This window comes from Kribbella lupini (assembly GCF_039529595.1).
Lineage (GTDB): Bacteria > Actinomycetota > Actinomycetes > Propionibacteriales > Kribbellaceae > Kribbella > Kribbella lupini.
In genome coordinates this window covers 890,234-916,334 of record NZ_BAAANC010000002.1, presented here as the reverse complement: position 1 = coordinate 916,334, position 26,101 = coordinate 890,234, and the positions used below count along the sequence as shown (strand labels likewise).

Below are 26,101 nucleotides of genomic sequence, written 5' to 3'. Positions count from 1 at the left end.
CTGTTATCCACCCAGGTATTCGTCGTCGCCGGGGTACGTGACCCCGATCTGTCGGCGTGTCTCGTCGAGCAGTTCGAGGATCTCGATCGTTGCGGCGTGCGGCAGGGCCGGACACTCGATCTGTCCGGCACGCAGGGCGCGCATCACCTCGGCTGCTTCGTAGTGGTACCCACGTCCATGCGTCGGTACGTCGACCCGCTCCTGGCCGGCCGCTGTACTGCGCACGTAGTGGTCGGGGTGGTGGAACCGGCTCGGCAGCAGCAAGCTGCCCTCGGGGCCACTCACCGAGGCGGTCCACGGGTTCTGCGAGCGCAGGCCGCAGGTCAGGCCCGCGACCGCGCCGGAGTCGTACCGCCAGGCCATCGCGACGTTCAGGTCGACGCCGTCGGAGTTCAGCGAACCGACCGCCTTGATCTCGTCGGGGCGGCCGAGCGCCATGTGCACGAACGTCATCGGGTAGATGCCGCCGTCCATCAGCGCGCCGCCGCCGAGCGCGGGGTCGAGCAGCCGCGCGGGCAGCTGCGGCTTGTGGAAACCGAAGTCGGCCAGGGCTTCCATCGGCTCGCCGATCACGCCCTTGGCCAGGTCGGCGAACATCGCTTGGACGACCGGGTTGGTGCGCATCCACATCGCTTCGGCGAACAAGGTGTTGTGGTCACGGGCAACCGTCACCAGGTCCTTGGCCTGCCGCGCGGTCAGCGTCACCGGCTTCTCGCACAGGACGGCGACACCGGCCTGCAGCGCGGCCCGGGCGACCGCGTAGTGCTGCGGGTGCGGCGTGCCGATGTAGAGGACGTCCACGGTCCCGGAGTCGATCAGTTGCCGGTAGTCGTCGTACCGGTGCTCGATGCCGTGGGTGTCGGCGAACGCGTTGGCGCTGTCCAGGGAACGGGACGCGACAGCGGTCGCGACCGCGTCGTCGAGCTCGGCGAGATCGGCGGTGAACTGCGTCGAGATGTTGCCAGTAGCAACGACACCCCAACGGACCTGGTCTATACCCACTGTCTGAACTCCGGGGTCGGGAACGGGCCGTCGGTCTCGATTCTCGCGGTCTCGAAGGCGTGGGCCAAGCGAATGAGGGTGGCGTCACTCCCGGCGGTGCCACCGAGCACGATGCCGACCGGCAGTCCGGCCACCGTCCCGGACGGCACCGAGAGCAACGGGTAGCCGGCCAGCGCGGCGTGCTGGGAGGAACTGCCGAGCACGTGGTCGCCGTTGACCAGGTCGATCGTCCAGGCCGGCGAGTACGCGGGGCTGACCAGGGCGTCGAGCTGATTGTCCCGCAGCAACGTGTCGATCCCGTCACGACCGGTCCGCAGTGCGGACAACCGGGCGGCGACGTAGATCGGCGAGTCCAGGCCGCCGGTCTCCTCGGCCCGCTCGAACAGCTCCTGGCCGAACCAGGGCAGCTCCTCGTCCGGGTGCTCGCGGTTGAACGCGATCAGCTCGGCCAGCGTCCGCGGCGCACCCTCCTTGCGGGTCGCCAGGTACTTGGCCAGGCCGACCTTCAGCTCGTGCAGCGGGACCTGCAGCTGGTCGTCGTCACCGAGCGCCCGCAGCGACAGGTGGTCGACCAAGGTCGCGCCGCAGCGGCTGAACGTCTCCAGCGCCTTCTCGGTGACCTGGTCGAGCCCGGTCGAGTAGCCCCACAGCGATCCCCGCAGTACGCCGATCCGTACGTCGCTGAGGTCCGTGCCGCGGCAGGCCTCCAGGTAATCGGTGCCGCCACCGGTGAGCACGGTCAGCAGGGCAGCGGACTGCGCGACCGTGCGGGTCATCGGTCCGGCGGTGTCCTGGGAGTGGGAGATCGGGATGATGCCCTGCTGCGGCACCAGGCCGACGGTCGGCTTCAGGCCGACGACGCCGTTCAGGGCGGCCGGGCAGACGATCGAGCCGTTGGTCTCGGTACCGATCGCGAAGTCGGCCAGGCCCGCGGCGACCGCCGCGCCCGAGCCGCTGGACGATCCGCCGGCGGACCGGTTCAGGGCGTACGGGTTGCGCGTCAGGCCGCCGTACGCGCTCCAGCCGGACGACGAGCCGTAGCCGCGGAAGTTCGCCCACTCGCTGAGGTTGGTCTTGCCGAGGATCACACATCCGGCCTCACGCAGGCGTCGGACGAGCAACGCGTCGTCCGGCGGAGGCGGCTGGTCGGCCAGCGCCAGCGACCCGGCGGTGGTGGCCAGGTCGGCGGTGTCGATGTTGTCCTTCACCAGGACCGGTACGCCGTGCAGCGGACCGCGTGTGCGCCCGTCGTCACGCTCCGTGTCCAGGCGGGCCGCGTCGGACGCCGCAGCGGGGTTCGGCGTACAGACCGCACGGACCACGGAGTCGACCTCCTGGATCCTGGCCTGCAGCTCTTCGACCGATGCGAGGGCGGGTCGAGGGTCCGGCACAACGCCACCGGAGCCCTGTCGAGGTGAGCTCACGTCCAAGATCCTGCCAGAGTTGAGTCGGCCCGGACGGGGCTCGCCGGGCGGGGACGATCGGCCGGGAGGTCCCGGAACGGGCCGGAAACGACACGGCCGGATCGCTGCCGGGTGAATGACACGGCTGTTGTTCAGCCCGTAGAGTGGAGCGCGGACGGACGATCACCGACCGCACGGGAGTACCAGCAGATGGACAGCGCGAACGCGAGCTCCAACGGCCCGGACGCCGGCCCGGCGCAGCCGGCCGCTGCCGGGCTCTCGGAGCGGGACGGCGCCATCCTCGGCTTCGAACGGCACTGGTGGAAGTACGCCGGGGCCAAGGAGCAGGCGATCCGCGACCAGTTCCAGATGTCGGCCACCCGGTACTACCAGGTCCTCAACGCGCTGATCGACCGGCCGGAGGCCCTCGCCCACGACCCGCTGCTGGTCAAGCGGCTGCGCCGGTTGCGCGCCGCCCGGCAGCGCGCTCGTTCCGCTCGTCGACTGGGTATCGAGGTCTAGGTTTTGACCCGCAAGGACGAACGGGGACAGGTTCTCTCCTCCCTCGTGGCGGTGCTGGCCGTCGTCGCGATCGTCGGAGGGCTGCTGGTGCTGTTCGGCACCCGCGGCAGCAACGACAGCGCCGCGGACGAGGGCAAGCCGGCGGCGGCCACGCCGTCGGTGACGCCGAGTACGACGCCGACGGCCGTGATCAGCTCGGAGCCGACGCCCGCGCCGACCGAGGCTCCGACGCCCGAGCCGACGGCTCCGGTGGCGCCGACCTCGGCGCCGACGAGCGCGCCGACCGTCGTGCCGACGCCGACGGTCGCCGTACCGCCGTCGGAGCGGCCCGCGGTGGAGATCTACAACAACACCGGCCGCAAGGGCCTGGCCCAGTCGGTCGGCGGCCGCGCGCACCAGGCCGGCTGGACCGTCACCGGCGCCGACAACTGGCACGGCAAGATCGTCACCAGCACCGTGTACTACCCGGCCGGCATGCAGGCCGAGGCCGCGCAGCTCGCGCAGGACCTCGGCATCCCGCGGATCAAGGACGCGCTGGACAACATGAAGAAGGACCGGCTCACCGTCATCCTCACCTCGGAATACTCCGGATGAGCACTCCCGTACTGGCGACCACAGCCGGGCGGGAGGGCTGGGAAGCGATCGTCGCCGATCCGGCCGGAGCGGTGATCGCGTCGGACTTCGACGGCACGCTGTCGCCGCTGGTCGAGGACCCGTCGCGGTCGCGCGCCGCCGACGGCGCGCTGGACGCGTTGGCCCGGCTGGCGCGGTCGGTCGGGCAGGTCGCCATCGTCACCGGGCGTCCGGCGCTCGTGGCGACGGAGCTGTCGGGGGTCACGGGACATGCTGGGCTCGGACAGCTGGTGGTGCTCGGGCACTACGGCCTGGAGCGCTGGGAGGCCGCCACTGGTGCCGTGACCAGCGACCCGGTGCCTGCTGGGGTTGCGGTCGCGCGGGAGCAGTTGCCGGCCGTGCTGGCCGCGGCCGGGTGGGCTGACGCGTTCGTGGAGGACAAGGAGAGCTCGCTCGCCGTTCACACCCGGCGGCTGGCTGATCCGGCCGGTGCGCTCGAGGCTCTGCGGCAGCCGTTGACCGAGCTGGCCGAGTCGGTCGAGCTGCGGCTGGAGCCGGGCAACCTGGTGCTCGAGCTGCGGCCGCCGGGGATCGACAAGGGCGTGGCGATTCGCCGGCTGGTGGAGTCCACCGGCGCCCGGTCGGTGCTGTACGCGGGTGACGACCTGGGCGATCTCGCGGCCTTCCGGGCTCTGAGCGAGGCGCGGGCGGACGGGCTGTTCGCCGTACTGGTTGCTGCTCGGTCGTCGGGTGCCGCCGAGCTCGTCGAGGCCGCGGACATCGTGGTCGACGACTCGGCCGGGGTCGTCACCGTGCTGACCGCGTTGTCGGACGCGATCGCCGCGCGCGGCTAGCGCTTCCGGCTGAAGGTTTGCTGCAGGGTCCGGCCGAACGGCTGGGGCGGGTGCTCGGTGTAGTTGCCGTCCTTGAGACCCGCCAGGCGTTCGAACGGGTTGCGGGAGGCAGGGCAGCCGGTGCGGGCCCAGGACCACGCGACGGCGACGACGTACAGGGGAAGCATCGGCAGGCCGATCAGGCAGAAGTACTGCCAGGAGTGGCGTTCCTCGTGCCTGACCAGGACCGGACGGGCGTCGAGGTAGGCGCGGTCGTTCTTGGTGAGGAGGACGTTGCCGACGGTGAACGCGCCGGCGACCGGGAAACCGAGCCGGTAGCCGTTGGCGTAGTACAGGCCGCGCGGGCCGCGGCTGAGCTTCGCGCGTCCGATCAGGGCGATCAGGAAGCCGGCCAGGGTCGACAGGTTGACGTAGTTCACCACCAGCTTGAGCTTCTGCGCGGCGGTCATGATCCAGTATTGCCCGCTCGGCGGGGGTTTGTCGGCGGGATGCGTCAGGATGGGTGCCGTGAGTTCGGTGGTACGACGCTGGCGGCCCGGGCGTCCGGTGGATCCGCACCAGGTGATCGGTGGGTTGCGGAAGGGGCCGGGGGATCCGGCGTATGTCGTGGACCCCGGACGGCGGACCGTCTGGCGGGCGACGCGGACTCCTGACGGGCCGGTGCTGCTGCGGCTGACGCCGTACACCGCGATGGCCGAGGTCGAGGCCGAGGCTTGGGGCCCCGGCACTTCGTGGGCGCTGGACGGCGTACCGGAGCTGCTGGGGGAGGCGGACTCGTGGGACGGGTTCACGCCGCTGGCCGAGCACCGGCCGTTGGTGGACGCGGCGCGGAGGTTCCCGCACTTCCGCGTACCGCGGACGCGGGCCGTCTTCGAGGCGATGGCCGCGGCGGGCATCGAGCAGGTCGTCACCGGCAAGGAAGCCTTCCGTGCCTGGCGTCTCCTGCTCCGCGAGTACGGCGAACCGGCGCCCGGCCCGGCCGCCCCTGACGGACGCGTGATGATGGTCCCGCCCTCGCCAGAGGAGTGGCGCCTGATTCCGTCCTGGCAGTGGCTCCGCGCCGGCGTCGAAGGCCGCCGCTCCCGCGTGGTCATCACCGCCGCCACCCGCGCTCGCGCCCTCGAACGGACCTTGGAGCTCACCGACTCGGCCGAGATCGAACGCCGTCTTCGGTCTCTCCCCGGCGTCGGCGTCTGGACCGCCGCCGAGGTTCGCCAGCGCGCCCACGGCGACGCCGACGCCTTCTCGTTCGCCGACTACCACGTCTCCCGCAACGTCTCGTACGCCCTCACCGGCGAAGAGCTGGACGACGACGGCACCGCCGAGCTGATCGAGCCCTACCGAGGCCACCGCTACCGGGTCCAGGCCCTCCTGCAGCTGGCCGGCATCGGCCACCCCCGCTACGGCCCGCGCAAGTCGCTACCCACCCACACCCCCGGCGCGACCCACCGCCTGCGCTGAACGGTGGTGCGCGTCACCCGGCGCGGAACGGATCTCGGCGTGAGGGGTGGGCACTAGGTTCCCATCATGCGAATCGACGGGGACGGGCTGTACCTGGTGGCAGGCGTGGCCCTCCTGCTCGGGGCCGTGCTGCCCCGGTTGCTCAAGCGGTACGCCGTGTCCGCGCCGATCGCGTTCCTCGGGGCCGGGATGCTGCTCGGCTTCGTGGTGGAGCGCGGCAAGGTCAGTCCGCTGGCCGAGCCGAAGCTCACCGAGCACCTGGCCGAGCTGACGGTCCTGATCGCGTTGATGGGCGTCGGTCTCGCGATCGACCGCCCGATCGGCTGGCGGCGCTGGGCGGTCACGTGGCGGCTGCTGTTCGTCGCGATGCCGGCCTGCGTCGCGGCCATGGCCGGCCTCGGCTGGCTGCTCGGGCTGGCCCCGGCGCTGGCCCTGCTGGTCGGCGCCGTGCTCGCGCCGACCGACCCGGTGCTGGCCTCGGATGTCCAGGTCCAGGGGCCGACGACGGGTGAAGGCGCCGAACCGGAGGAGGACGACGAGGTCCGGTTCGCGCTGACGTCGGAGGCCGGGCTGAACGACGGGCTGGCGTTCCCGCTGGTCTACCTGGCGGTATTCGCCGCGACCAAGGGTGCGCTCGGCGACTGGGCCCTGGAGTGGATCGCGTGGGAGCTGATCGGCAAGTCCGTGATCGGGATCGTGGTGGGCGCCGTGGCCGGGCGGTTGCTCGGACGGATGGCGTTCTCGGCGCCGGTGCCGAGCTTCCGGCTGGCCGACTCGCGCGAGCCGGTGCTGGCGCTAGCGATGACGCTGGGCGTGTACGGCCTCGCCGAGGTGCTGCACGGCTACGGCTTCCTGGCCGTCTTCGTGGCCGCCATCGCTCTCCGGTCGGCCGAGCGGGCGCACGACTTCCACGAGGAGCTGCACAGCTTCGTGGAGCAGGTCGAGCACATCCTGACCTGGGGCGTCCTGCTCCTGCTCGGCGTCGCGGTCACCGGCGGCCTGCTCGCACCGCTGGACCTGAAGGGCGTCGTGCTCGGGGTCGGCCTGATCCTGGTGCTCCGGCCGCTGACCGCCTGGCTCAGCCTGCAGCGCACGGAGATGCGCCGGTCCGAGCGCTGGGTGACCGCGGCGTTCGGCGTACGGGGTGTCGGCTCGATCTTCTACCTCGCGTACGCCGGGTCGGACTTCGCCGACGACCTGCCCTGGCTGTGGGCGACGATCGGGTTCACCGTCGTGCTCAGCGTCGTCGTGCACGGCGTCGCGGCGACCCCGCTGATGCGCATGCTCGAACGCCGCCGCGAGTCCTGACCGCCCGCGCAGGCGGTTCCACCCCGTGCCGTACGGCGGAAGCGGCGTGGATCCCGGCGAGAAAGTCCTTCAGCTTCTCGAACATGTCTCCATCCTCTGAGCCAGACTGCCGCCGCAGAAGTGGCGTAAAGGACCCTGACCGCTAAGATTTTGACATGCCGCAACGCACCGTCTCCGTGCTCGCCTACGACGGCATGACCGCCTTCGAGGCCGGCATCGTGATCGAGGTGTTCGGGCTGGTCTGGCCCGACATCGACCAGCCCTGGTACGAGCTGAAGGTCTGCACCGAGACACCGGACCCGATCCGGGTGATCGGCGGGGCCACGCTCAGTACGCCGTACGGGCTGGAGGAGTTCGCGGCCGCTGACACGGTCGTCGTGCCGAGCGTCGCCGATCCGAAGGCCGCCACGTCCGCGCAGCTCATCGAGGCCCTCCAGCACGCGCACGCCCGTGGCGCCCGGATCGTCTCGATCTGCTCCGGCGCGTTCGCCCTGGCCGCCGCCGGACTGCTCGACGGCCGGCGCGCGACCACGCACTGGCGGTACGCCGACCAGTTGCGCGAGCGCTATCCCGCGATCCACGTCGACCCCGAGCCGCTCTATACCGACGAAGGCGACGTCCTGACCAGCGCCGGCTGCGCGGCCGGCCTCGACCTCGCGCTGCACCTGGTCCGCAAGGACCTCGGCGCCGCGGTCGCGAACGCGGTCGCCCGGCGCATGGTGATCCAGCCCTACCGCTCCGGCGGCCAGGCGCAGTACATCGAGTCCCCGATGCCGCCCGACCCGGTGGACGCGCCGGTCGCGCGCAGCCTCGGCTGGGCGCTCGAGCACCTGGCCGAGCCGATCGGCGTACCGGATCTGGCGCGCGAAGCCGGGCTGTCGCCGCGAACCTACCTGCGGCACTTCACCCGAGAGACCGGTACGACGCCCGCCAAGTGGCTGATCGCCCAGCGGATCCAGGCGGCGCTCGCGATGCTGGAGACGGGGGACGCGCCGGTCGAGGAGATCGCGCTGGCAGCCGGGTTCGCCACGCCGGTGACGTTTAGGCACCACTTCGCCAAGAGCGTGCGGACGTCGCCCTCGGCGTACCGCAGGGCGTTCCGCGCACGCCGGGGGTGAGCGCTCGCAACCCGGGCCCGGAGCGTCGTCCGTGGCTGAGACCTGTCGTCTCGGATGGTGGGATCACAGGACACAATATGGACCCGATTGGGTAACCTCGAACCTGCTCATCCAGAGGGACTGAGGGAAACGGCCCGTTGAAGTCCCGGCAACCCTCCCCGTGGAGGCCCCGTCCTGGGGTGCTCGCGGCGGACCGGTGCCAAATCCGTCCCACGCCGAGATCCGGCGCCCGGGGAAGATGAGGAGGAACCTCTCCATGAGCCAGACCGCCACCACCCCGCACACGATCCGTGAAGGGGCCTTCGGCAACGGTACGCACCTGAGCTGCCGGGCCTGCGGGGCGAAGTCCGAGCTCGGCCCGTTCTACGCGTGTATGGAGTGCTTCGGTCCGCTGGAGGTCGGGTACGAGTTCCCGACCATCACCCGCGAACAGATCGAGGCCGGCCCCAAGAACATCTGGCGCTACCAGCCGCTGCTGCCCGTCCCCGTCGACGTGGCCAGCTACCCGAACACCGAGCCGGGCTACACCCGGCTGATCGACGCCGGCAACCTGGCCCGCGAGCTCGGGCTGCGCAAGCTCTGGGTGAAGGACGACTCGGGCAACCCCACGCACTCCTTCAAGGACCGGGTGGTCGCGAGTGCCCTGAGCGCCACCCGCGAGCTGGGCATGAAGGTCTTCGCCTGCCCCTCCACCGGCAACCTGGCCAACGCCGTCGCCGCGGCCGCCGCCCGGGCCGGCATCCGCTCGGTCGTCTTCATCCCGAAGGACCTCGAGCGCCCCAAGATCATCACCACCGCCGTGTACGGCGGCACGCTGGTCGCCGTCGAGGGCAACTACGACGACGTGAACAAGCTCGCCTCCGAGATCGCCGGTGAGGAGGAGGGCTGGGCCTTCGTCAACGTGAACGTCCGGCCGTACTACTCCGAGGGCAGCAAGACGCTGGCCTTCGAGATCGCCGAGCAGCTCGGCTGGCGGATCCCGCAGCAGGTCGTGATCCCGGTCGCGTCCGGTTCGCAGCTGACCAAGATCGACAAGGGCTTCACCGAGCTCGGCAAGCTGGGCCTGGTCGACGCCACCGACTACAAGATCTACGGCGCGCAGGCGACCGGCTGCTCGCCGGTGGCGCAGGCCTTCCGCGACGGCCACGACGTGGTCAAGCCGGTCAAGCCGGACACCATCGCGAAGTCGCTGGCGATCGGCAACCCGGCCGACGGGCCGTACGTGCTCGACGTCGCCCGGCGTACCGGCGGCGTGATCGAGGACGTCAGCGACGAAGAGGTCGTCGAGGGCATCCAGCTGCTGGCCCGCACCGAGGGCATCTTCACCGAGACCGCGGGCGGGGTGACGGTCGCGACGCTGAAGAAGCTGATCGCCACCGGCCAGCTCGACCCCGAGGCCGAGACGGTGATCATCAACTCCGGCGACGGGCTCAAGACGCTCGACGCGGTGGCCGACCGGGTCGGCCCGAAGGTGACCATCCCCGCGTCGTACGACGCCTTCGTGAAGGCAGGTCTGCAGTGAGCGTCAGTGTCCGCGTCCCGACCATCCTGCGGCCCTACACCCAGGGCGCGTCCGAGGTCTCCGTCGAAGGTTCGACCCTGAGCGAGGTGCTGGAGTCGCTCGACACCTCGTACCCCGGGATCAAGAGCCGGGTGCTGGACGAGTCGGGCGAGCTGCGCCGCTTCGTCAACGTGTACGTCGACAACGACGACGTCCGGTTCGCCGAGGGGCTGCAGACCAGCATCAAGGACGGCGGTCAGGTCTCGATCATCCCGGCGGTCGCGGGCGGCTGCTGACCTTCTTGTGTCGACGAAACACCCCTCCCCGAGGGGTGTTTCGTCGTTTCTAGCCCGGCGGCCGCGCGAGGTAGGCCTGCTTCGCGTCGGGCGAGAACCCGCAGGCCCGGTAGAACGCGTGCGTGGACTCGCGCTTCGACCCGGTCATCAGCATCACCTTGTAGCAACCGGCGTCCCAGGCCGCCTGCAGCGTCGCCGCCATCAGCTGCTTGCCCAGCCCGGTCCCGCGGCGGCTCTCGTCGACGACCACGTTCTCGACGACGCCGTACGGCCTGCTGCCGCGGGTGAGGTTCGGGACGAGGTTCAGGTACGTCGTGGCGACCACCTCCCCGTCGACCTCCAGCACGCACAACCGGAAGAACTCCGACGCGACGATCCGGTCGAAGTCCGCGCGGTCGGTGAGCACCGGCTCGCCAGGGTGCAGCTGGTGGTAGAGCCTGCTGATCGCCTCGAAGTCACCGCGTCCGGCCGCTCGGAACATGAGTCGATCCAACCACGCGGCGGGTCCGCTTTTCAGCGCGGTTGAAAGGCCCGGCGGTAGGCCAGCGGAGAGATGTGCACTCGCCGGCCGAAGTGCTGGCGCAGGTTGATCGCGGTGCCGAACCCGCAGTGCCGGGCGACGTCCTCGACCGACAAGGCTGTGGTCTCCAGGAGTTCCTGGGCGTGGCGCACGCGCTGGGTGAGCAGCCACTGCAGCGGCGTCATCCCGGTCTGTTCGCGGAACCGCCGGTTGAGGGTGCGCGGGCTGACGGCCGCGTGGCGGGCGATGTCGGACAGCGTCAGCGGCTCACCGAGCCGGCCTTGCAGCCAGCGCATCGTCGGTTCCAGCGAACCACTGTCAGCGGTGGGCTCGTGGTGCACGATGAACTGCGCCTGGTCACCGGTGCGCTGTGGAGGGACGACGACGTGGCGGGCGACGTCGGCCGCCACGGCCGATCCGAAGTCGTTGCGCACCATGTGGATGCACAGGTCGAGGCCGGTGGCCGCTCCGGCCGACGTGAGCACGTCGCCGTGGTCGACGAACAGCACGTTGGGATCGACCTCGACCCGCGGGAAACGCTGCGCCAGGGACTCGGCGGAGGTCCAGTGGGTCGTCGCTCGCCGCCCGTCGAGCAAACCTGCCGCGGCGAGAACGGAGGCCCCGCTGCAGATCGAGGCGACCCGCGCACCGCGGCCGTGGGCCTGCCGCAGGAGCTCGAGCACCTCGGCGGCCGGTTCGATGTCCAGGCGTGCACCCGGCACGATCACGGTGTCGGCGGTGAGGGCCGCGGAGAGTGCGTGGGGTGCGGTGAGCTGGAACAGCTCGGCTCCGCCACGGCCGGTCACAGCCAGGCCTGGACGCTCCCCGCACACGAGCACCTCGTAGAGCGGAGCACCGAACACGGCCCCGGCCGGTCGGTCCTCCGAGGTCGCGGTCCCGAACACCTGACCCGGGATCGCGAGATTGAGACTGTCCACCCGGTCGAGGGCGATGACTGCGATCCGGTGCATGTCAACAATCTATCGGAGGTCGGCATTCTTGCCACTGTCGAGCAGCGCCGGTCGTCGCGACGATCAGTTGCATGCTCATCTTCGTGCAGCTCCTCGTCTACGTCGTCGGGGTCGTGCTGCTGCTCCTGTTCGGCTGGATCGCCGACCGGCTGCCCCCTCCGCCGGCGCCGCCGCGTTGCTGTGGTGCTTCCCGTCGCGGCGGTGGTAGGTGATGCTGGGCGGGTGAGTACGCCGGGGCAGGGCGACGGGATCGTCGGGCGGCGGCATGAGCTCGGTCTGCTCCGTGACTGGGTGGACCAGGCGCGCGGCGGCGCGGGTCGGCTGGTGCTGTGCAGTGGAGAGGCCGGGATCGGCAAGACCCGATTGGCGCAGGAAGTGGCGGGACTGGCGCTGGCGGCCGGCGCCACGGTGGCGTGGGGGCGATGCGTCGAGACTCAAGGTGCGCCGGCGTACTGGCCCTGGCAGCAGTTGCTCCGTTCGGTCGGGGCCGGCCCGTTGCCGGCCGCGGAAACCGAGGACCGGTTCAGGCTCCTCGAGGACATCGTTCGGGCCGTGGCGCGCGCGGCGGGCGAGAACGGACTGGTCGTCGTCCTGGACGACGTGCACCGGGCCGACGAGGGTTCGCTGCTGGTCCTGCGGCATCTCGCCGACCAGGTGACCTCCCTGCGTGTGCTCGTCCTCGCGACGCTGCGCGACTTCGAGCCGGCCACCGCGCGATTGATGCCGGAGCTGCTCCGCGCGCCGTCGGTGAAACGCCTGGCACTGCAGGGGTTGGATCCGGTGGAAGTCCGGCTGCAGTTGCCCCTGGCAACGGAGGAGCAAGCGCGACGGGTGCACGAGATCACCGGCGGGAACCCGCTGTTCGTCCGCGAGGTGGCCCGGGCGATGGCGGACGGCTCGTGGCGTCCGGACCGGCCACCGCGGAGCGTGCTCGACATCGTCGGTGCGCGACTGGACCGGACCAGCCCGGACTGCCGCCGACTGGTGCAGGCCGCGGCGATCATCGGCCGTGACTTCCGCGCCGGTCTCGTGGCGACCGTGCTCGGCCGACCGGTCGAGGAGTGTTTGCCGCTGATCGACGAGGCCGTGGCGTTCGGGCTCGTGGATCGCGTCGGCGCCGGCGGGGAGCACCGCTTCGTCCACGCGCTCACCCGCGACGCGGTCGAGGCGTCACTGGCCACCGCTGACCTGTGCGCCCTGCACCGGCGCGTGGCCGAGGTGCTGGAGACCGAGTTCGCGGCCGACCTGTCCGAGCATCTCGCCGACATCGCCCGGCACCGCGCCGAGCTGGCGGCGTACGGCGAAGGGGAAACGGCGCGGCGGTGGCTGGTGCGGGCCGCGGACGACGCGGTCCGGCGGCTCGCGTACGAACAAGGTGCTCGGCTCTACCGGGAGGCGCTGGCGGCGGCACCCTCCCCACCGGGCGAGAGATCGGTGATCCAGGCGGCGCTCGGCCGGGCGGCGTACCTGGCGGGTGACCTGCAGGCGTGCGTGACCGCGGCGGCCGCCGCGGCCGAGACGGCGCAGACGCCGGAGCAGCAGGCCGAGGCCGCGCTGGTGCTGGAAGCTGTTCCCGACCCGGCGATCAACGCGACGGCCAAGAGACTGTGCGAGGAAGCCCTGGCGACCACGCAGGACGACGCGCTCCGGGCCCGGCTCCTGGCCCAACGCAGCCACTTGGCCTTCTACGACGGCGAGCAGGAGCGGCTCGACGTGCTCAGCGCGGAAGCGCTCGACCTGGCGCGGGCCGCGCACGACGATCTCGCCCTGACGGATGCGCTGCGGGCCCGGCAAGAGGCCTGCCCCGGTCCGGCCGGTCGCGCCGAACGGCTGGAACTGGCGACCGAGATGCTGTCGCTGGCCCGGCGGACGGACAGTGCGCGGGCGGCGATGTGGGGTTGGCTGTGGCGACTCGACGCGCTGATCGAGAGCGGCGGGCTGGCGACGGCCGCCGACGAACTTGCCGCGTTGAAGGTCGCGGTCGACCGGCTCGGTGGCCCGGTCGGCGCCTGGCACCACGATCGCGTCGCGGCCTGCCTGGCCCAGGCCCGTGGCCGGTACGCCGACGCGTCCGCGATCGCCCGCCGGGGATTCGACCGGATGCGGGTGGTCGAGCCCGCGCCGGCGTCCGGCGCGTACTTCGCCTTGCTGACCGCGCTCGCGGGTCACGTCGGGGTGCCCGAGGAGGCGGCAGCCTTCGCGCGCCAGGCGTTCGACCCGCCGCCACGGTTCGCCACGATGGCCCAGCTGTCCCGGGCCTACCTGCAGCTGTGCTCGGGGCTGCCGGACGAGGCGGCGGCGTCGTACCGGCGGGCCGGACCGATCGAGACCTGGTCGCTGCCGGCCTTCTTCGTCATGCCCGGCTACGTGTACGCCGCGCTGGCGTGCGCCGGGCTCGGGCGGCACGACGACCTCGCCGTACTGGTCGAGCGGCTCGAACCGTTCCGCGGCGAGCACGCGGTCGGCAACGGTGTGGCGTACATGGGGCCGGTCGAGTTCGCCCTCGGACGGGCCGCGGCGGTGCTCGGACGCCTGGACGCGGCCGTCGACGACCTGACGGTGGCTGTCCGGCAGGCCGAGAGCGCCGGTGCGCCCGGGTTCGTCGCCGAAGCGGAGTACCACCTCGCGGTCGCGTTGCGCACGCGGAACGGCCCGGGAGACCGCCGGCGCGCATCGGCTGTGGCGCAGGACGCCGACCGGCTCGTCAGGTCCCTCGGCATGTCCGAGTACGCCGGACGCACCGCCGCCCTGCTGGTCGCCGGTGACGCGCCTGGAGGCCTCAGCCGTCGCGAGGCGGAGGTCGCGGCGCTCGTGGCCGAGGGGCTGACGAACCGGCAGATCGCCGAGCGGCTGGTGCTGTCCGAACGCACCGCGCAGAACCACGTCCAGCACATCCTCACCAAGCTCGGCTTCACCACCCGCAGCCAGATCGCCGCCTGGACCGCGCACCTGAGTACGGGAGTGAGTCGTTCGGCGGATTCCGTGGCGGCCCCGCCCTCCTAGCGTTACGGGTGCGGCCAACACCGGCCGTACCACCGAAGGAGACAGCCATGCAGTGGATCGCAGTCGCCACCCCGCCGTTCAGGACGATCGAGCAGTTCGACCAGGTGATGGAACACGTCGGCCCGGAACCCGAGGGCCTGGAGGCCCGCTACGTCGGTCCGTCGCCCGAAGGCCTTCGGGTGGTCACCCTGTGGGAGTCGAAGGCGCACGCGGACAAGTTCTTCGCCGAACGCCTCGGCCCGGCCCTGGCGAAGCTCCTCGGCCCGGAGCCGTCCGGCACCCCCCAGGTCCTCGGCGTCGAGGTGGCCCGCAGCTACCAGCGCCAGCCGGTCGGCTGATCGCTCAGCGCCTGCCGGCCGCCGTGAGCTGAGCCGGGGCGGCTGGCGGTGATCGGGGCCGTACCTGAGGATAGGCGGCATGCGAGCGATTGTGATCGAGCAGTTCGGGGTGCTGCCCACGGTGCAGGACGTGGCCGAGCCGGAGGTGGCCGCCGGTGGGGTGGTGCTGAAGGTCGAAGCCACGGGGTTGTGCCGCAGCGACTGGCACGGGTGGCAGGGGCACGACTCGGACATCGTGCTGCCGCACGTGCCGGGGCACGAGCTGGCCGGGACGATCGTGGCGGTCGGCGACGGGGTGAGCGGGTGGGAGATCGGCGATCGGGTGACGACGCCGTTCATCTGCGCCTGTGGGGAGTGCGAGCAGTGCCAGGAGGGCAACCAGCAGGTCTGCCCGAACCAGTTGCAGCCGGGCTTCAACTACTGGGGTTCGTTCGCGGAGTACGTCGCACTGCCGTTCGCGCAGGTGAATCTCGTGCGGCTGCCGGAGGAGATGAGCTTCGACACCGCGGCCGGGCTGGGATGCCGGTTCGCGACCTCGTTCCGGGCGGTGCACCAGGTGGGGAAGGTGCAGGCCGGCGAGGACGTCGTGGTGTTCGGGTGCGGGGGTGTGGGCTTGTCGGCGGTGATGATCGCGGCGGCGCTCGGTGCCCGGGTCGTTGCCGTGGACACCAATCCGGGGGCGCTGGAGCTGGCCCGGAAGTACGGCGCGGCCGACGTCGTACAGGCTGGGCCGGGGGCCGTCGACGAGATCCGCGCGCTGACCGGTGGTGGGCCTCGGGTGACGATGGATGCGCTGGGGTCCAACGAGATCGTGCAGCAGGCGCTCACCGTGCTGCGGCCGCAAGGACGGCACCTGCAGGTCGGGCTGCTGCCCTCCGGTGTCCAGCTCGACGTGTCCCGGCTGATCGGCCAGGAGCTGCAGTGGCTCGGCAGCCACGGGATGGCCGCGCACACCTACGCGGAGATGCTGGATCTGGTGGCGTCCGGCGTACTGCGGCCGCAGGACCTGATCACCCGGACGATCACCCTGGACGACGTACCGGCTGCTCTCGACGAGCTGACCGCCGGTACGCCGGCCGGGGTGACGGTTATCCAGCCACCTGCTCGACGTCCCTGACACCGCGCAGGGCCAGGTAGGCGGGCAGCGGCGACACGGCCAGCAGGCCGAGCGCGATCGCCAGGGTCCCGCGCGGACCGGCGTACTCACCCAGTACGCCGCCGAGCAGTCCGCCGAGCGGGAACAACGCCATGATCGCGAACCGTGTGGTCGCGTTCACCCGGCCGAGCAGGTGGTCCGGGCACAGCCGTTGCCGCAGGCTGACCGACGTGATGGCATAGACGATCTGCCCGAACTCGCCGGCGCCGGTGCCGACCAGCACGAGCAGGACGATCAGCCAGGTGGGCCAGTCGCCGCTCGCGAGGGGACCGAGCAGCCCGACCGGACCGACCACGACCGGCGCGAGCCAGATGATCCGCGCCGAGCCGAAGCGTCGCGCCAGCCGCGGCGTCGTCGCGGCGCCGAGGACGACGGTCAGCGACCCACCGGCCAGGGTCAGGCCGATCAGCGTCGAGGACAGGTGCAGGTCGCGGACGAGGAAGATCATCGTCACGGCGGAGGCCAGGGCGAACGAGAAGTTGCCGAGCGCGCTGGTCAGCACGAGCGCGGCCAGGGTGTGCGTCCGCCGGACGAAGGACAGGCCTTCGCGGATCTGCACCCGCAGCGAGTTCGTCGTACGGCGGGGTGCTGCTTCCGGCGTACGGATGCCGAGCAGGCAGACGGCGGACACGGCGAACGTGACGGCCTGGACCAGGACAACGTTCGCCGCGCCGAGCAGCGCGACGAGCCAGCCGCCGAGACCCGGGCCGACCACCTGGCCGGAGGCGCGGATCGCTTCCAGGGTGGAGTTCCCGGCGAGGACCTGGTCCTTGCCGACGACCGTCGGGAGGTAGCTCTGGTAGCCGACGTCGAAGAACACCCGGGCGAAGCCGGACAACAGGCTGACCACGACCAGCTGCGTGATGGTCAGTACGCCGAGCCAGGCGGCGACCGGAATTGTTGCCAGTAGCAAGCAACGGATCGCGTCCGAGGCAACCAGGACCGGGCGGCGGCGCCAGCGGTCGACCCAGGCGCCGGCCGGGAGACCGATCAGCGCGAACGCGACGGTGCTCGACGCGCTGAGCAGGCCCAGCTCGAACGGTGTGGCGTCGAGGGTGAGAACGGCCAGCAGGGGAAGGGCGACGCCGCTGACCTGGGCGCCCAACTGGCTGGTGGTCTGTCCGGCGAGCAGTAGCCGGAAATCGTGGTGCCGTAGCACGAGCAGCTCCAAGAACTCGGTGGGATCGGACCCCACCCTCCAGCTCTCGGAATTCGTCGCTAGGGGAGGGGTACGTTACCGGAGCCGCAAACGCGGGGCAACCTCAGGCGTCCTTCGGGAGGCGGGCGAGCAGGGTCTCGAGCATCTGGCGGGTGGTCGCGAAGTAGCTGTTCTCGTGGTTGAGCGCGCGGTGGAACGCGGCCAGCTCGGCGCTGGTGATCGTGCTCGAGAACGTGCTGATCTCGGTCAGGTCGAGGCGACGGTTGAACAGGTGGACGGTGTCGCGCCAGCGATGCAGCAGGCCGACGAGCTCGGCGTCGCGGTGCAGGCCGAGGGCGCCGGAGACGAGCGCGAGGTCGACGGCGGAGACGACCAGGCGGGGGTAGACCTGGCGGTGGCTCGGCGGGGTGGGGGAGAAGCGTTCGTCGGCGAGGAGGCGGGTGTTCTCCTGCAGCTCTTCGGCGACGGCGCGCAGCACCTCGCTGCGGCGTTCGGCGGCGGCGGTGAGGCGTTCGACGAAGATGCCGGTCAGGCCGGCGACCAGCGTGAGCGAGTTGACCGCCGGTTCCCAGCGGCTGTTGTCGGGCTTGAAGAACCAGATCACGCCGAGCACGAACGCGACGGCCAGGAGGCCGTAGCTGACGACGGAGACGACGGTCCGGCGGTACGCCGCCCAGGCGGTCCGATTGGTTGCCTCGGGCAATGCTTTGGTGAGTCGGCGCAGGCGGCCCAGCACCCGGAGCCGTGCGGTCGCGATCCGCCGGTCGGGGAGGGAGGGGCGGGCGCCGCCCTCGCCTTCGCTTCGCTCGGCACCCTCGCCCACGCTTCGCTGTGCATCCGGGCTGTCGCGACCGCTGCGGCTCTCGCCTTTCGCGCCAGGGCTTCCCGGCGTACCGGGTGGTGGGGTGCTCATCGCCAGATGTCGTCGGCCAGGGAGCTGGTGGCGGGGGCGGTGCCGGGGGCGAGCAGGATCAGGTCGAGGCCGAAGGGGCTCGGGCGGCGGGTGCGGCGGAAGCGGGAGCGGGCGTGCTCGACCGGGGTGAGCTCGCAGGCCGAGGTGAGCTTCTTCAGGCGCTCGGTGGAGAACTTGCGGGTGGTGTAGAGCAGGATCGTGTCGCCCTTGTCGAGCGCGACGTCGGTGTGGTCGGGCAGGCCCATCACGATCTGGTCGGGGGTGTTGTTCTGCCAGACGATCTTCACCAGCAGCGCGTCGTCGTCCTCGACCTCGCCGCGGAAGTCGAGGTTGTCCAGGTCGATCCGCAGGTCGGTGTTGTAGCGCAGCGCGCTGGTGACGAACTCCGCGAACGCCCGCGTCTGGTGGTACTCCTCGGCGGCCTCCTTCGCCGTCTCCGCGTTCAGCACGTTGGTACTGGCGACCTCGAGCAGCAACCGGTCCTGCGGGCGGAGCACCTTGGTCAGTGTCTGCAGCAGCTCGAGGTCGCTCTCGAAGTTGGCCAGCGTGTTGCCGGTCAGCCCGTACAGCAGCGGTTCGTCGCCGACCAGCTTGGCGAGCATCTGCCCGAGCTGCTCGACGTTGTCCGCGATCGAGAAGTCCAGCTGGACCGGCAGCACCTGCGCCATCGGGAAGCCCGCGCCGCGGACCGGTTCGAGCGTGCCCAGCCGGAGCATCTCCGAGCTCATGTCGACCGGGATGTAGAACATGTCCGGGTTGTACCGGTGCAGGTCGGCCACGATCGTGCGGTCCTTGACGCCGGTCCCGACGCCCAGGCTGACGAAGTGGAACCCGCCGTGGTCCACGTGCGGCCGGACCTGCCGCCAGTGCCGCTGGAACGACTCGGCGCCGGCCTTCATCACCAGGTAGAACGGGTCGTTGGTCGCGTTCGCCCAGGCGATGGTCGGGCCGATCCCCCAGTACGAGAAGCCCGACGTGATCTGCTTCCCGTCGCCGGTGGTGGAGTACGGGCCGCGCAGGTCGCCGGTCAGCGTCGCCAGCTTGTCGGTCTGGTCCTCGCCGACCAGCAGCAACGACCAGGAGAAGTCGTCGTCGACCAGTGCTTGCTCGAGCTTCCTGATCACGTGCACCGGCTCGCTCACCGCGGCAACCCCTCCCAAAGGCGTGGGCGCTCAGGTTATCGGTTGCCGCCGACCCCCGCAGTCCGGAAACCCGCTCCCAGGCGTCGCGGGTCAGACCGGGGTGACCGCGTCGGCCTCGCGGCCCTTGGGACCGTCGACGACCTCGAACTCGACCTGCTGGCCGTCCTCGAGGGTCTTGTACCCGTCGGAGACGATCCGGCTCCAGTGGACGAACACGTCGTCCTGCCCGTCGACCGCCAGGAACCCGTACCCCTTGTCGGCGTTGAACCACTTCACGGTGCCGCGCACCATTGGAAACTCCCGTGACCCTCAACGGGACCCGCTGCACTCGGGCCCCTCCGGTGCCCGTCGGCCGGAGTCCGGCCGTGCCGAGCGGTCCACCAGACTAGCCGAATCCGTCCCGGTACGCCGGACCGGTCCGCCGCGAACCGTCAGCGCAGCGCAGTCGCGGCCGGCTCCGGACGCGCAAGGATCCGCGCGGCAGCAGCCACCGCGAGCGCGCTCGCGACCAGGATCGCGCTGCACCACAGGGGTGCTCGGTCGCCGGCCAAGGTGATGCCGACGCCGCCCGCGACCGGGCCGAGGACCGCGCCGACGTTGAGGGCGGCGGTCGCCAGGCCGCCGGCCAGTACGGGCGACTCGGCGCCGGCGTACAGGGCCCGGGAGATCAGGGTGGAGCCGACCGCGAACGACAGCAGGCCCTGGACGAAGACGAGGGCGACAGCCGCGGCGGTCAGGTGGGCGGACCAGGCGAACAAGCACCAGCCGAGCAGGAGTGCGACACCGGCGGCAGCCAGTACGCCGGGTGCCTGGCGGTCGGCGTACCGGCCGGCGAGGGTGACGCCCGCGAAGGATCCCAGGCCGAAGAGCATCAGCAACGCGGGGATCCATGAGCGGTCGAGGCCGGTGACGTCGGTGAGGACCGGGGCGAGATAGGTGAACGTGCAGAACGTTGCCCCGTTCACCAATGCGCCGAGCACGAGCAGCACGACCAGCCGTGGCGACGGCCGGAGCCGCGCGACCGGTGGTTGCGGCGCGGTCCGATCGCGCGGCAGCGACCGGAAGATCGCGACCAGCGCGGGCAGGCAGATCAGCGCGACGGCCCAGAACGCCGAGCGCCAGCCGAGGTGCTGCCCGAGCCAGGCCCCGGCCGGTACGCCGGCGATGCAGGCGAGCGTCGTACCGGCCAGCAGTACGGCGGTCGCCCGGCCTTTGGCCTCGACCAGCGTGGACGCGGTCGCCAACGCGACGGCGAGGAACCCGGCGTTGGACAAAGCCGCGACCAGGCGAGTGATCAGCAGGACGGTGAAGTCGTCGGCCAGCGCCCCGACGACGTGGGCGAGCAGGAAGACGGTCAGTGTCGACAGCAGCGTGAGGCGCCGCGGCCAGCGTCGGCCGAGGAGGGCGATCGCCGGCGCGCCGACGACCATGCCGAGCGCGAACGCCGACGTGAGCCAGCCGGCGGTGGGGATCGAGACGGATAAATCGGCGGTGATCTCCGGCGTGAGCCCGGAGAGCATGAATTCGGAGGTCGCCTGGGCGAACACCGCCAGGGCGAGCAGGTACAGCACGAAGGGCATCGAGGACTCCACGACCACGAGACGATGGACGCGGCAGGACTGCCGCGCGAGAACACACATCGCCGACGGCCCGGGACAGGCTGAACGCCCGCACCGGCTGCGGTGCGGGCGAAGGATCAGCCACCGAACAGTCGGTGGCTAGCCTCTGTCGGCCTCGGGCGTGGACACGCTGGAATCCTAGAAGTGTGGTTCGAGGGACGGCAAAGAGTTAACTGCGGCGGGAGGCCGCGAGGCCTACCGCTCCGGCGACCACCAGGAGGAGCGCGGCGGTCAGGCCGAGGTCGTCGGTCTGGACCAGACCCTCCTCGTTGAGCAGGTAGATGGTCGCGGCGCCGGTCAGGACGGTGCCGGTGATGACACCGGGGACGTCCGCCTTCGTCTTCCTCATCCGCGCTCCACTGTGATGCTGCCGAGTTTGAGCTCTGCGTCGATCACGACCTTCTCCGGTCCGGCCTTGCCGTCGGCGCCGAGGTCGTTCAGCACGACCTTCGGGTCGTGGCCGCCTTCGCGTTGCCCACCCAGGCCGATCACCTCGCCGGCCTGCGCGCTCAGCGTACCGGTGACGTCGACGTTGGCCGGCAGCTTCAGCACGACCTCACCGACCCCGCCCTTGATCGTCACGTGCGCGCCCGGCGCGAACGTCGTCTTGGTCATGTCGACGTGCACCGACCCGGCGTCGAACGTGTAGTTGTTGCTGGTCGACGTGATCGGCTGGTCCGGCCGCGAGACCACGTTCACGTCCTTGAAGTCGCGCGGCACGCTCGGGAAGATCGTGCTGGCCGCGACCCCGGCCGCGAGCAGGATGCCGAGCGGAAGCAGCGCCATCGTCCGGCCGATGAACCCGCCGATCAGCATCCCGGCGCCCAGGGTGGCCACACCGATCGCCAGCATCGTCGGCGTCGACGATCCCGCGAGCCAGGCGATCGCGATCGCCAGGCCGGTCAGCGCGACGACGGCGGGCTTCACACCGCGGACACCCTTGACGGGCGGCTCGGCGGGCCGGGTCGGCGCCGGGGCGTAGCCGGCCGGCGGCTCGTCGACGTACAGGCCCAGGGGGTCGTCCTCGGTCCACACCGGCTGGACCGATTCGACGGTGCGGTCCTGTGGTCGCCGGGTGGCCGAGGACGACGTGCCCGCCGGGGGAGGTGGCGGGCCGTTCTGGGGAGCCTGCTGGCCGACGTACTGGGTGGTCTGCGGGTTCGGGGCGTACGGCGTGGGATCCTGCGGGCGGCTCTGCAGCGACGTGCCCTGGTGGGACCAGTGCGAGCGGCGGCCGTTCTTCGGCTTGCGGAAGACGAACAGGTAGAGCAGGCCGAGCACCACGATCGGGCCGGGGATCAGCTTGCCGAAGTTGAACGACGACATCACCGCGATCGCGACGAACACGCAGACGCCGAGCACGACCGGCCACAGCCACGGGTGGTCCGCGCGGACCCGGTTGCCGAGCAGGCCCTCGACCGGAGCCTTGTCCGAGCCCTCGTCCGGCATCAGGATCCAGCCGGCGATGTAGAACAGGATGCCCGGACCGATGATCACCAGCGTCGCCATCACGACGCGAACCAGTACCGGGTCGATGTTCAGCGCGCGGGCCATCCCGCCGCACACACCGGCCACCATCCGGTCGCTTCTGCTCCGTCGCCAGCTCTGCACGTCGCGCAGCTGGGTGCGATCGAAGCCGCTCTGGTTCTGCTCCATGACACCGATAGTGTCCCGCGCCGGGCCGCGGCGACATCGGGGATCCCCCTGCGCCGACCCCTGGAACTGGCCGGTCCCGCCTGATCCCTCCGGGTTGTCCCCGAGCCGACCCTGACCGCCGGGGGTTCGCGCTGAGGTGGCGCCCGGGGACAAGCCTGCTGGTGTCGGCCCTGTCCGCATGTGACGATCGTGGTGATGAGCCAACCAGCCGCAGCCGCGCCCCCAGGCGGAGCCTCCAGTGCAGGAGGCCCCGCTGGGTCGCCGCACGGGCAGAACCAGTCCGCCACGGCCGGCCAGCAGGCGCCGGCCGGTGGTGCGCGGCCGCACGCCGACCAGTACCGGCACTGGCACGGCGGACCGGCCGGCAGTGCGGCGTACGGGGTGCCTGGTGCGGGCCGTCCGGGTCAGCCGGGCGGTACGGCGTACGGGCCGCCTGGACCTGCTCCTGAGCCACCGCCGGTACGGCGGGCCTACCGGCGCTTCGAGGGACGGGTTGTCAGCGGCGTCGCGGGCGGGATCGCCGATCACCTGAACGTGCCGGACATCGCGGTGCGGCTCGTGTTCATCGCGGCGACCGTGTTCGGCGGGTTCGGCGTCCTGATCTACGCGGCGCTGTGGTTCCTGATGCCGCTGGCGGCTCCGACCGTCCCGGCCGCGCCGGGACTGGCGGCGCACACCCGGCAGAACATGCGGTCCGAAGTACCTCCGCCGCCGGTCAGCGAGGCCCGGACCCGGCGCCGCGAGAAGAACCGCGGCCAGATGATCGCGATCGTGGTTGTCGCGGCCGGCGTCCTGCTGCTCCTGCAGGCCGCCGGGCTCGGCATCGCGGGCAAGATGTTCTGGCCGCTGGTCTTCGCCGGGACCGGTCTGGCGCTGATCTGGCGGCAGGCCGACGAGACGCAGAAGGCCGCCTGGACGAACAAGGCGCCGACGCTCGGCAACCTGCTCGGCAAGGGCGGGATGAAGTCGATCGTCCGCGTCGTGGTCGGCGTGATCCTGCTCGGTACGGCGGTCACGGTCTTCCTGGTGCAGAACGGCCGCCTCTCGCAGGTCGGCGACGTCCTGGTCGCGCTGCTGCTCGCGGTCGTCGGCCTCGGCGTCATCGCCGGCCCGTGGGTGCACCGGCTGAGCCGTGACCTGAACGCCGAGCGCGGGGAGCGGATCCGGTCCCAGGAACGCGCCGACATGGCCGCGCACCTGCACGACTCGGTCCTGCAGACGCTGGCGCTGATCCAGAAGCAGGCGGCCGACCCGAAGGCCGTGACCCGGCTGGCCCGCTCGCAGGAGCGCGAGCTGCGGGCCTGGCTGTACGACGAGGACGACCAGACCGACAAGACCCTGGCCGGCGCCGCGAAGCGTGCCGCGGCCGAGGTCGAGGACTCCCACGGCGTACCGGTCGAGGTGGTCACGGTCGGCGACTGCGACCTGACCGAGGGGCTGTCGGCGATGGTGCGCGCGGCGCGGGAGTCGATGGTCAACGCGGCCAAGCACTCCGGCGCGGACAAGATCGACGTGTTCGTCGAGGTCGACGGCGACCGGGCGGAGATGTTCGTCCGGGACCGCGGCAAGGGCTTCGACACCGACGGCGTGCCCGAGGACCGGCTCGGTCTGCGGCACAGCGTGATGGGGAGAATGGAACGGCACGGCGGCCGCGCGACGGTGCGGTCGAGCCCGGAAACAGGCACCGAAGTGCGACTGGAGATGGACAGATGAGTCAACGACGGGTGGTCGTCATCGACGACCACGACATGTTCCGGGCCGGTGTGCGCAGCGAGATCGGCACCGCGGTGGAGATCGTCGGCGAGGGCGCCGACGTGGACAGCGCGGTGAAGGCGATCGTGGCGACCGAGCCGGACGTGGTCCTGCTCGACGTCCACCTGCCCGGCGGCGGTGGGACCGAGGTGATGAAGCAGGTGCACCAGCGGCACCCGGAGATCAAGTTCCTGGCGCTGTCGGTGTCGGACGCGGCCGAGGACGTGATCGGCGTGATCCGGGCCGGCGCCCGTGGGTACGTCACCAAGAACATCAGCGGCACCGAACTGGTCGACGCGATCGGCCGGGTCGCCGACGGCGACGCGGTGTTCTCGCCGCGGCTGGCCGGGTTCGTGCTGGACGCGTTCTCGGGCGCGATCGACATCGCGTCGGTCGACGAGGACCTCGACCGGCTGTCGCAGCGCGAGCGCGAGGTGCTGCGGCTGATCGCCCGCGGGTACGCGTACAAGGAGGTCGCGCGGGAGCTGTTCATCTCGGTGAAGACCGTCGAGACCCACGTGTCCTCGGTGCTGCGCAAGCTCCAGCTGTCCAACCGCCACGAGCTCACCCGCTGGGCCACGGACCGCCGCCTGGTCTGAGTTCTTCGACCGGTACGACGCGCCGGCGCGTCGTACCGGGGCGACCGTCGGCGCGTGCGCCGTACCGGCCGCTTTCCGTGCTGACCTGTGTCCCACCGATCGGGATTGTCGACATATCCGGCAGCGATCGGGGTACCGCCGAAGCTCAGTCAGCCGAGGCGGGAGGCGGTCGGTGATGGGACTTCTGGTCTGGAGATGTCTGGCGGCGGCCGTCGGGCTGTTCGGGTTGGTCGCGGCGGGCGTGCTGTGGTCGCCGTCGGCGTTGCTCGGCCTGCCGCTCGTCGGCGGCTGGGTGGCAGCGGTGGTGCTGTGGTGCGCCCGGGAAGGCCAGGACCAAGCAGCCGGCGGGCGGAGATCCCGCCTGTCCCGGTCGGTCCGGGACGGCTTCCTGCTCGCGCTCGCGCTGGTGGCCGTGGGCGGCCTCTGCTCGTTCCTCGGGTCGGCGGGGCTGCTGATCGCCATCCTGGTGGGCCTGACCTCACCGCCTGTCGTACGCCGGGTCGCCGCCTTGCTGGAACGCTTCGGCTGGAGGTCCTCCGCGGTGGACCGTCCCCCGAAGGACGACGTCGAGCGGATCGGGCAGCTGACCACCTCCGAGCTGTGCACTGCCTGGATCACCACCGGCCAGCATCTCCGGGCAGCTCCCTCACCGGCGGCCCTCCCGCTGGTGCGACTCCGCCAGCTGTACCTCGACGAGCTCGAACGCCGCGACCCTGTCGGCTTCAACGCCTGGCTGGCATCGTCGGCCAGCGCATCCGGCGACCCGCGGCGCTTCCTGACGCCCTGACTCACCGCCGTACGGGCGGCTGAGGTCACGCCGTACCGGCGGCGCGTACGTCGTACCGGCTCGGGCAGGCATCAATAGGGTGTGGGCATGGACTTCCTGCACGACGTGCTCACGCTGCTGCACCTGGTCGGCTTCGCCGCGCTCTTCGGCGGGTTCTTCACCCAGCTGAAGACCAAGGAGCCGGTCGTCAACAACGCGATGCTGCACGGCGCCCTGACCCAGCTCGTCACCGGCATCCTCCTGGTCGGCCTCGCCTCCGGCGTCAAGGACGACGACTTCACCGTCGACAACACCAAGATCGCGGTCAAGCTCGTCGTCGTCCTGGTCATCACCGTCCTGCTGTTCCTCTGGCGCCGCCGCCCGGCGATCACCCGCGGCATGCTGATGACCATCGGCGCCCTCACCCTCCTGAACGCGGTCATCGCGGTCTTCTGGCACTGAGTTCCGC

General features: G+C 71.3%; 28 protein-coding genes and 1 riboswitch. Of the genes, 16 read left to right on the top strand and 12 right to left on the bottom strand.

The genetic code is table 11. The features are described 5' to 3' along the window. Positions 1–3 precede the first annotated feature (3 nt). The gene (locus tag ABD235_RS17585) at positions 4–1,002 is read right to left on the bottom strand and encodes a Gfo/Idh/MocA family protein (RefSeq protein WP_344175264.1); all 999 of its coding nucleotides are present in this window, start codon (positions 1,000–1,002) and stop codon (positions 4–6) included. Next, on the bottom strand, positions 993–2,426 hold the full coding sequence (locus ABD235_RS17580) for an amidase (RefSeq protein WP_344175263.1): 1,434 nt from the start codon (positions 2,424–2,426) through the stop codon (positions 993–995). The genes ABD235_RS17585 and ABD235_RS17580 overlap by 10 nt, the downstream gene beginning before the upstream one ends. Before the next feature lie 189 nt (positions 2,427–2,615). On the opposite strand from ABD235_RS17580, the gene napA reads away from it, so the two are divergent. Genes napA through otsB form a run of 3 tightly spaced genes read left to right on the top strand, consistent with a single transcriptional unit; the run spans position 2,616 to position 4,354 of the window. Next, a complete protein-coding gene (gene napA / locus ABD235_RS17575) occupies positions 2,616–2,927 on the top strand; it encodes a nucleoid-associated protein NapA (RefSeq protein ID WP_344175262.1) in 312 nt (103 codons plus the stop codon). 3 nt (positions 2,928–2,930) lie between these two features. Further along, positions 2,931–3,521, top strand: a complete 591-nt coding sequence (locus tag ABD235_RS17570) for a LytR C-terminal domain-containing protein (RefSeq protein WP_344175261.1) — start codon at positions 2,931–2,933, stop codon at positions 3,519–3,521. Continuing rightward, complete coding sequence (gene otsB, locus ABD235_RS17565) at positions 3,518–4,354, top strand: trehalose-phosphatase (RefSeq protein ID WP_344175260.1); 837 nt, start codon at positions 3,518–3,520, stop codon at positions 4,352–4,354. The genes ABD235_RS17570 and otsB overlap by 4 nt, the downstream gene beginning before the upstream one ends. Here otsB and ABD235_RS17560 read toward each other — a convergent pair. Further along, positions 4,351–4,803, bottom strand: a complete 453-nt coding sequence (locus ABD235_RS17560) for a hypothetical protein (RefSeq protein WP_344175259.1) — start codon at positions 4,801–4,803, stop codon at positions 4,351–4,353. The genes otsB and ABD235_RS17560 overlap by 4 nt on opposite strands. A 49-nt stretch (positions 4,804–4,852) precedes the next feature. Between ABD235_RS17560 and ABD235_RS17555 the strand changes: the two genes are divergently transcribed. From ABD235_RS17555 to ABD235_RS17535, 5 genes are all read left to right on the top strand, one after another. Next, the gene (locus ABD235_RS17555) at positions 4,853–5,815 is read left to right on the top strand and encodes a DNA-3-methyladenine glycosylase family protein (RefSeq protein WP_344175257.1); all 963 of its coding nucleotides are present in this window, start codon (positions 4,853–4,855) and stop codon (positions 5,813–5,815) included. 66 nt (positions 5,816–5,881) lie between these two features. Continuing rightward, positions 5,882–7,123 carry a cation:proton antiporter gene (locus ABD235_RS17550; protein WP_344175256.1) on the top strand — a complete coding sequence of 414 codons (1,242 nt, stop codon included), beginning with the start codon at positions 5,882–5,884 and terminating at the stop codon, positions 7,121–7,123. Positions 7,124–7,278: 155 nt separating this feature from the next. Continuing rightward, positions 7,279–8,241 (top strand): helix-turn-helix domain-containing protein, encoded by a 963-nt coding sequence (locus tag ABD235_RS17545; protein WP_344175255.1) that lies wholly within the window; start codon positions 7,279–7,281, stop codon positions 8,239–8,241. 104 nt (positions 8,242–8,345) lie between these two features. After that, a riboswitch (SAM riboswitch) is annotated at positions 8,346–8,486 on the top strand. An 11-nt stretch (positions 8,487–8,497) separates the two neighbouring features. Next, positions 8,498–9,763: a threonine synthase gene (thrC, locus tag ABD235_RS17540; protein ID WP_344175254.1), complete on the top strand. Its 1,266-nt coding sequence runs from the start codon at positions 8,498–8,500 to the stop codon at positions 9,761–9,763. Continuing rightward, positions 9,760–10,038: a ubiquitin-like small modifier protein 1 gene (locus ABD235_RS17535; RefSeq protein ID WP_344175252.1), complete on the top strand. Its 279-nt coding sequence runs from the start codon at positions 9,760–9,762 to the stop codon at positions 10,036–10,038. Before thrC ends, ABD235_RS17535 begins: the two co-directional genes overlap by 4 nt. A 49-nt stretch (positions 10,039–10,087) precedes the next feature. Here the strand turns inward: ABD235_RS17535 and ABD235_RS17530 are convergent, their stop codons facing one another. Together ABD235_RS17530 and ABD235_RS17525 are read right to left on the bottom strand one after the other, a co-directional pair. Further along, entirely contained in the window at positions 10,088–10,519 is a 432-nt protein-coding gene (locus tag ABD235_RS17530) for a GNAT family N-acetyltransferase (RefSeq protein WP_344175251.1), read from the bottom strand. A 32-nt stretch (positions 10,520–10,551) separates the two neighbouring features. Then, entirely contained in the window at positions 10,552–11,529 is a 978-nt protein-coding gene (locus ABD235_RS17525; RefSeq protein WP_344175250.1) for a GlxA family transcriptional regulator, read from the bottom strand. Positions 11,530–11,600: 71 nt separating this feature from the next. Between ABD235_RS17525 and ABD235_RS17520 the strand changes: the two genes are divergently transcribed. The 4 genes from ABD235_RS17520 to ABD235_RS17505 all read left to right on the top strand — a co-directional run bounded on the left by ABD235_RS17520 (position 11,601) and on the right by ABD235_RS17505 (position 15,987). After that, positions 11,601–11,741, top strand: coding sequence for a hypothetical protein (locus tag ABD235_RS17520; RefSeq protein WP_344175249.1), 141 nt, complete (start codon positions 11,601–11,603; stop codon positions 11,739–11,741). A 10-nt stretch (positions 11,742–11,751) separates the two neighbouring features. Then, positions 11,752–14,532, top strand: a complete 2,781-nt coding sequence (locus tag ABD235_RS17515; protein ID WP_344175248.1) for an ATP-binding protein — start codon at positions 11,752–11,754, stop codon at positions 14,530–14,532. A 47-nt stretch (positions 14,533–14,579) separates the two neighbouring features. Next, positions 14,580–14,870, top strand: a complete 291-nt coding sequence (locus ABD235_RS17510) for a hypothetical protein (protein WP_344175247.1) — start codon at positions 14,580–14,582, stop codon at positions 14,868–14,870. Positions 14,871–14,949: 79 nt separating this feature from the next. Continuing rightward, positions 14,950–15,987: a zinc-binding dehydrogenase gene (locus tag ABD235_RS17505; RefSeq protein WP_344175246.1), complete on the top strand. Its 1,038-nt coding sequence runs from the start codon at positions 14,950–14,952 to the stop codon at positions 15,985–15,987. On the opposite strand, the gene ABD235_RS17500 is transcribed toward ABD235_RS17505, so the two are convergent. From ABD235_RS17500 to ABD235_RS17470, 7 genes are all read right to left on the bottom strand, one after another. Further along, positions 15,959–17,221 carry an MFS transporter gene (locus tag ABD235_RS17500; protein ID WP_344175245.1) on the bottom strand — a complete coding sequence of 421 codons (1,263 nt, stop codon included), beginning with the start codon at positions 17,219–17,221 and terminating at the stop codon, positions 15,959–15,961. The two genes, ABD235_RS17505 and ABD235_RS17500, sit on opposite strands and share 29 nt — an antisense overlap. Before the next feature lie 67 nt (positions 17,222–17,288). Continuing rightward, positions 17,289–18,008, bottom strand: a complete 720-nt coding sequence (locus ABD235_RS17495) for a hypothetical protein (RefSeq protein WP_344175244.1) — start codon at positions 18,006–18,008, stop codon at positions 17,289–17,291. An 86-nt stretch (positions 18,009–18,094) separates the two neighbouring features. Further along, a complete protein-coding gene (locus tag ABD235_RS17490) occupies positions 18,095–19,240 on the bottom strand; it encodes an L-histidine N(alpha)-methyltransferase (RefSeq protein WP_344175243.1) in 1,146 nt (381 codons plus the stop codon). A 90-nt stretch (positions 19,241–19,330) separates the two neighbouring features. Then, the gene (locus ABD235_RS17485; RefSeq protein WP_344175242.1) at positions 19,331–19,531 is read right to left on the bottom strand and encodes a cold shock domain-containing protein; all 201 of its coding nucleotides are present in this window, start codon (positions 19,529–19,531) and stop codon (positions 19,331–19,333) included. Between the two features lie 140 nt (positions 19,532–19,671). Further along, positions 19,672–20,820 (bottom strand): Cmx/CmrA family chloramphenicol efflux MFS transporter, encoded by a 1,149-nt coding sequence (locus tag ABD235_RS17480; protein ID WP_344175241.1) that lies wholly within the window; start codon positions 20,818–20,820, stop codon positions 19,672–19,674. Between the two features lie 208 nt (positions 20,821–21,028). Further along, a complete protein-coding gene (locus tag ABD235_RS17475) occupies positions 21,029–21,208 on the bottom strand; it encodes a hypothetical protein (RefSeq protein WP_344175240.1) in 180 nt (59 codons plus the stop codon). Next, positions 21,205–22,515: a PspC domain-containing protein gene (locus tag ABD235_RS17470; RefSeq protein ID WP_344175239.1), complete on the bottom strand. Its 1,311-nt coding sequence runs from the start codon at positions 22,513–22,515 to the stop codon at positions 21,205–21,207. Before ABD235_RS17470 ends, ABD235_RS17475 begins: the two co-directional genes overlap by 4 nt. 195 nt (positions 22,516–22,710) lie before the next feature. Between ABD235_RS17470 and ABD235_RS17465 the strand changes: the two genes are divergently transcribed. The 4 genes from ABD235_RS17465 to ABD235_RS17450 all read left to right on the top strand — a co-directional run bounded on the left by ABD235_RS17465 (position 22,711) and on the right by ABD235_RS17450 (position 26,094). Continuing rightward, complete coding sequence (locus ABD235_RS17465; RefSeq protein WP_344175238.1) at positions 22,711–24,228, top strand: ATP-binding protein; 1,518 nt, start codon at positions 22,711–22,713, stop codon at positions 24,226–24,228. Continuing rightward, positions 24,225–24,866 carry a response regulator gene (locus ABD235_RS17460; protein ID WP_344175237.1) on the top strand — a complete coding sequence of 214 codons (642 nt, stop codon included), beginning with the start codon at positions 24,225–24,227 and terminating at the stop codon, positions 24,864–24,866. Before ABD235_RS17465 ends, ABD235_RS17460 begins: the two co-directional genes overlap by 4 nt. A gap of 175 nt (positions 24,867–25,041) precedes the next feature. Further along, positions 25,042–25,653, top strand: a complete 612-nt coding sequence (locus tag ABD235_RS17455) for a hypothetical protein (RefSeq protein ID WP_344175236.1) — start codon at positions 25,042–25,044, stop codon at positions 25,651–25,653. Positions 25,654–25,740: 87 nt separating this feature from the next. Further along, positions 25,741–26,094: a hypothetical protein gene (locus ABD235_RS17450; protein ID WP_344175235.1), complete on the top strand. Its 354-nt coding sequence runs from the start codon at positions 25,741–25,743 to the stop codon at positions 26,092–26,094. Positions 26,095–26,101 lie beyond the last annotated feature (7 nt).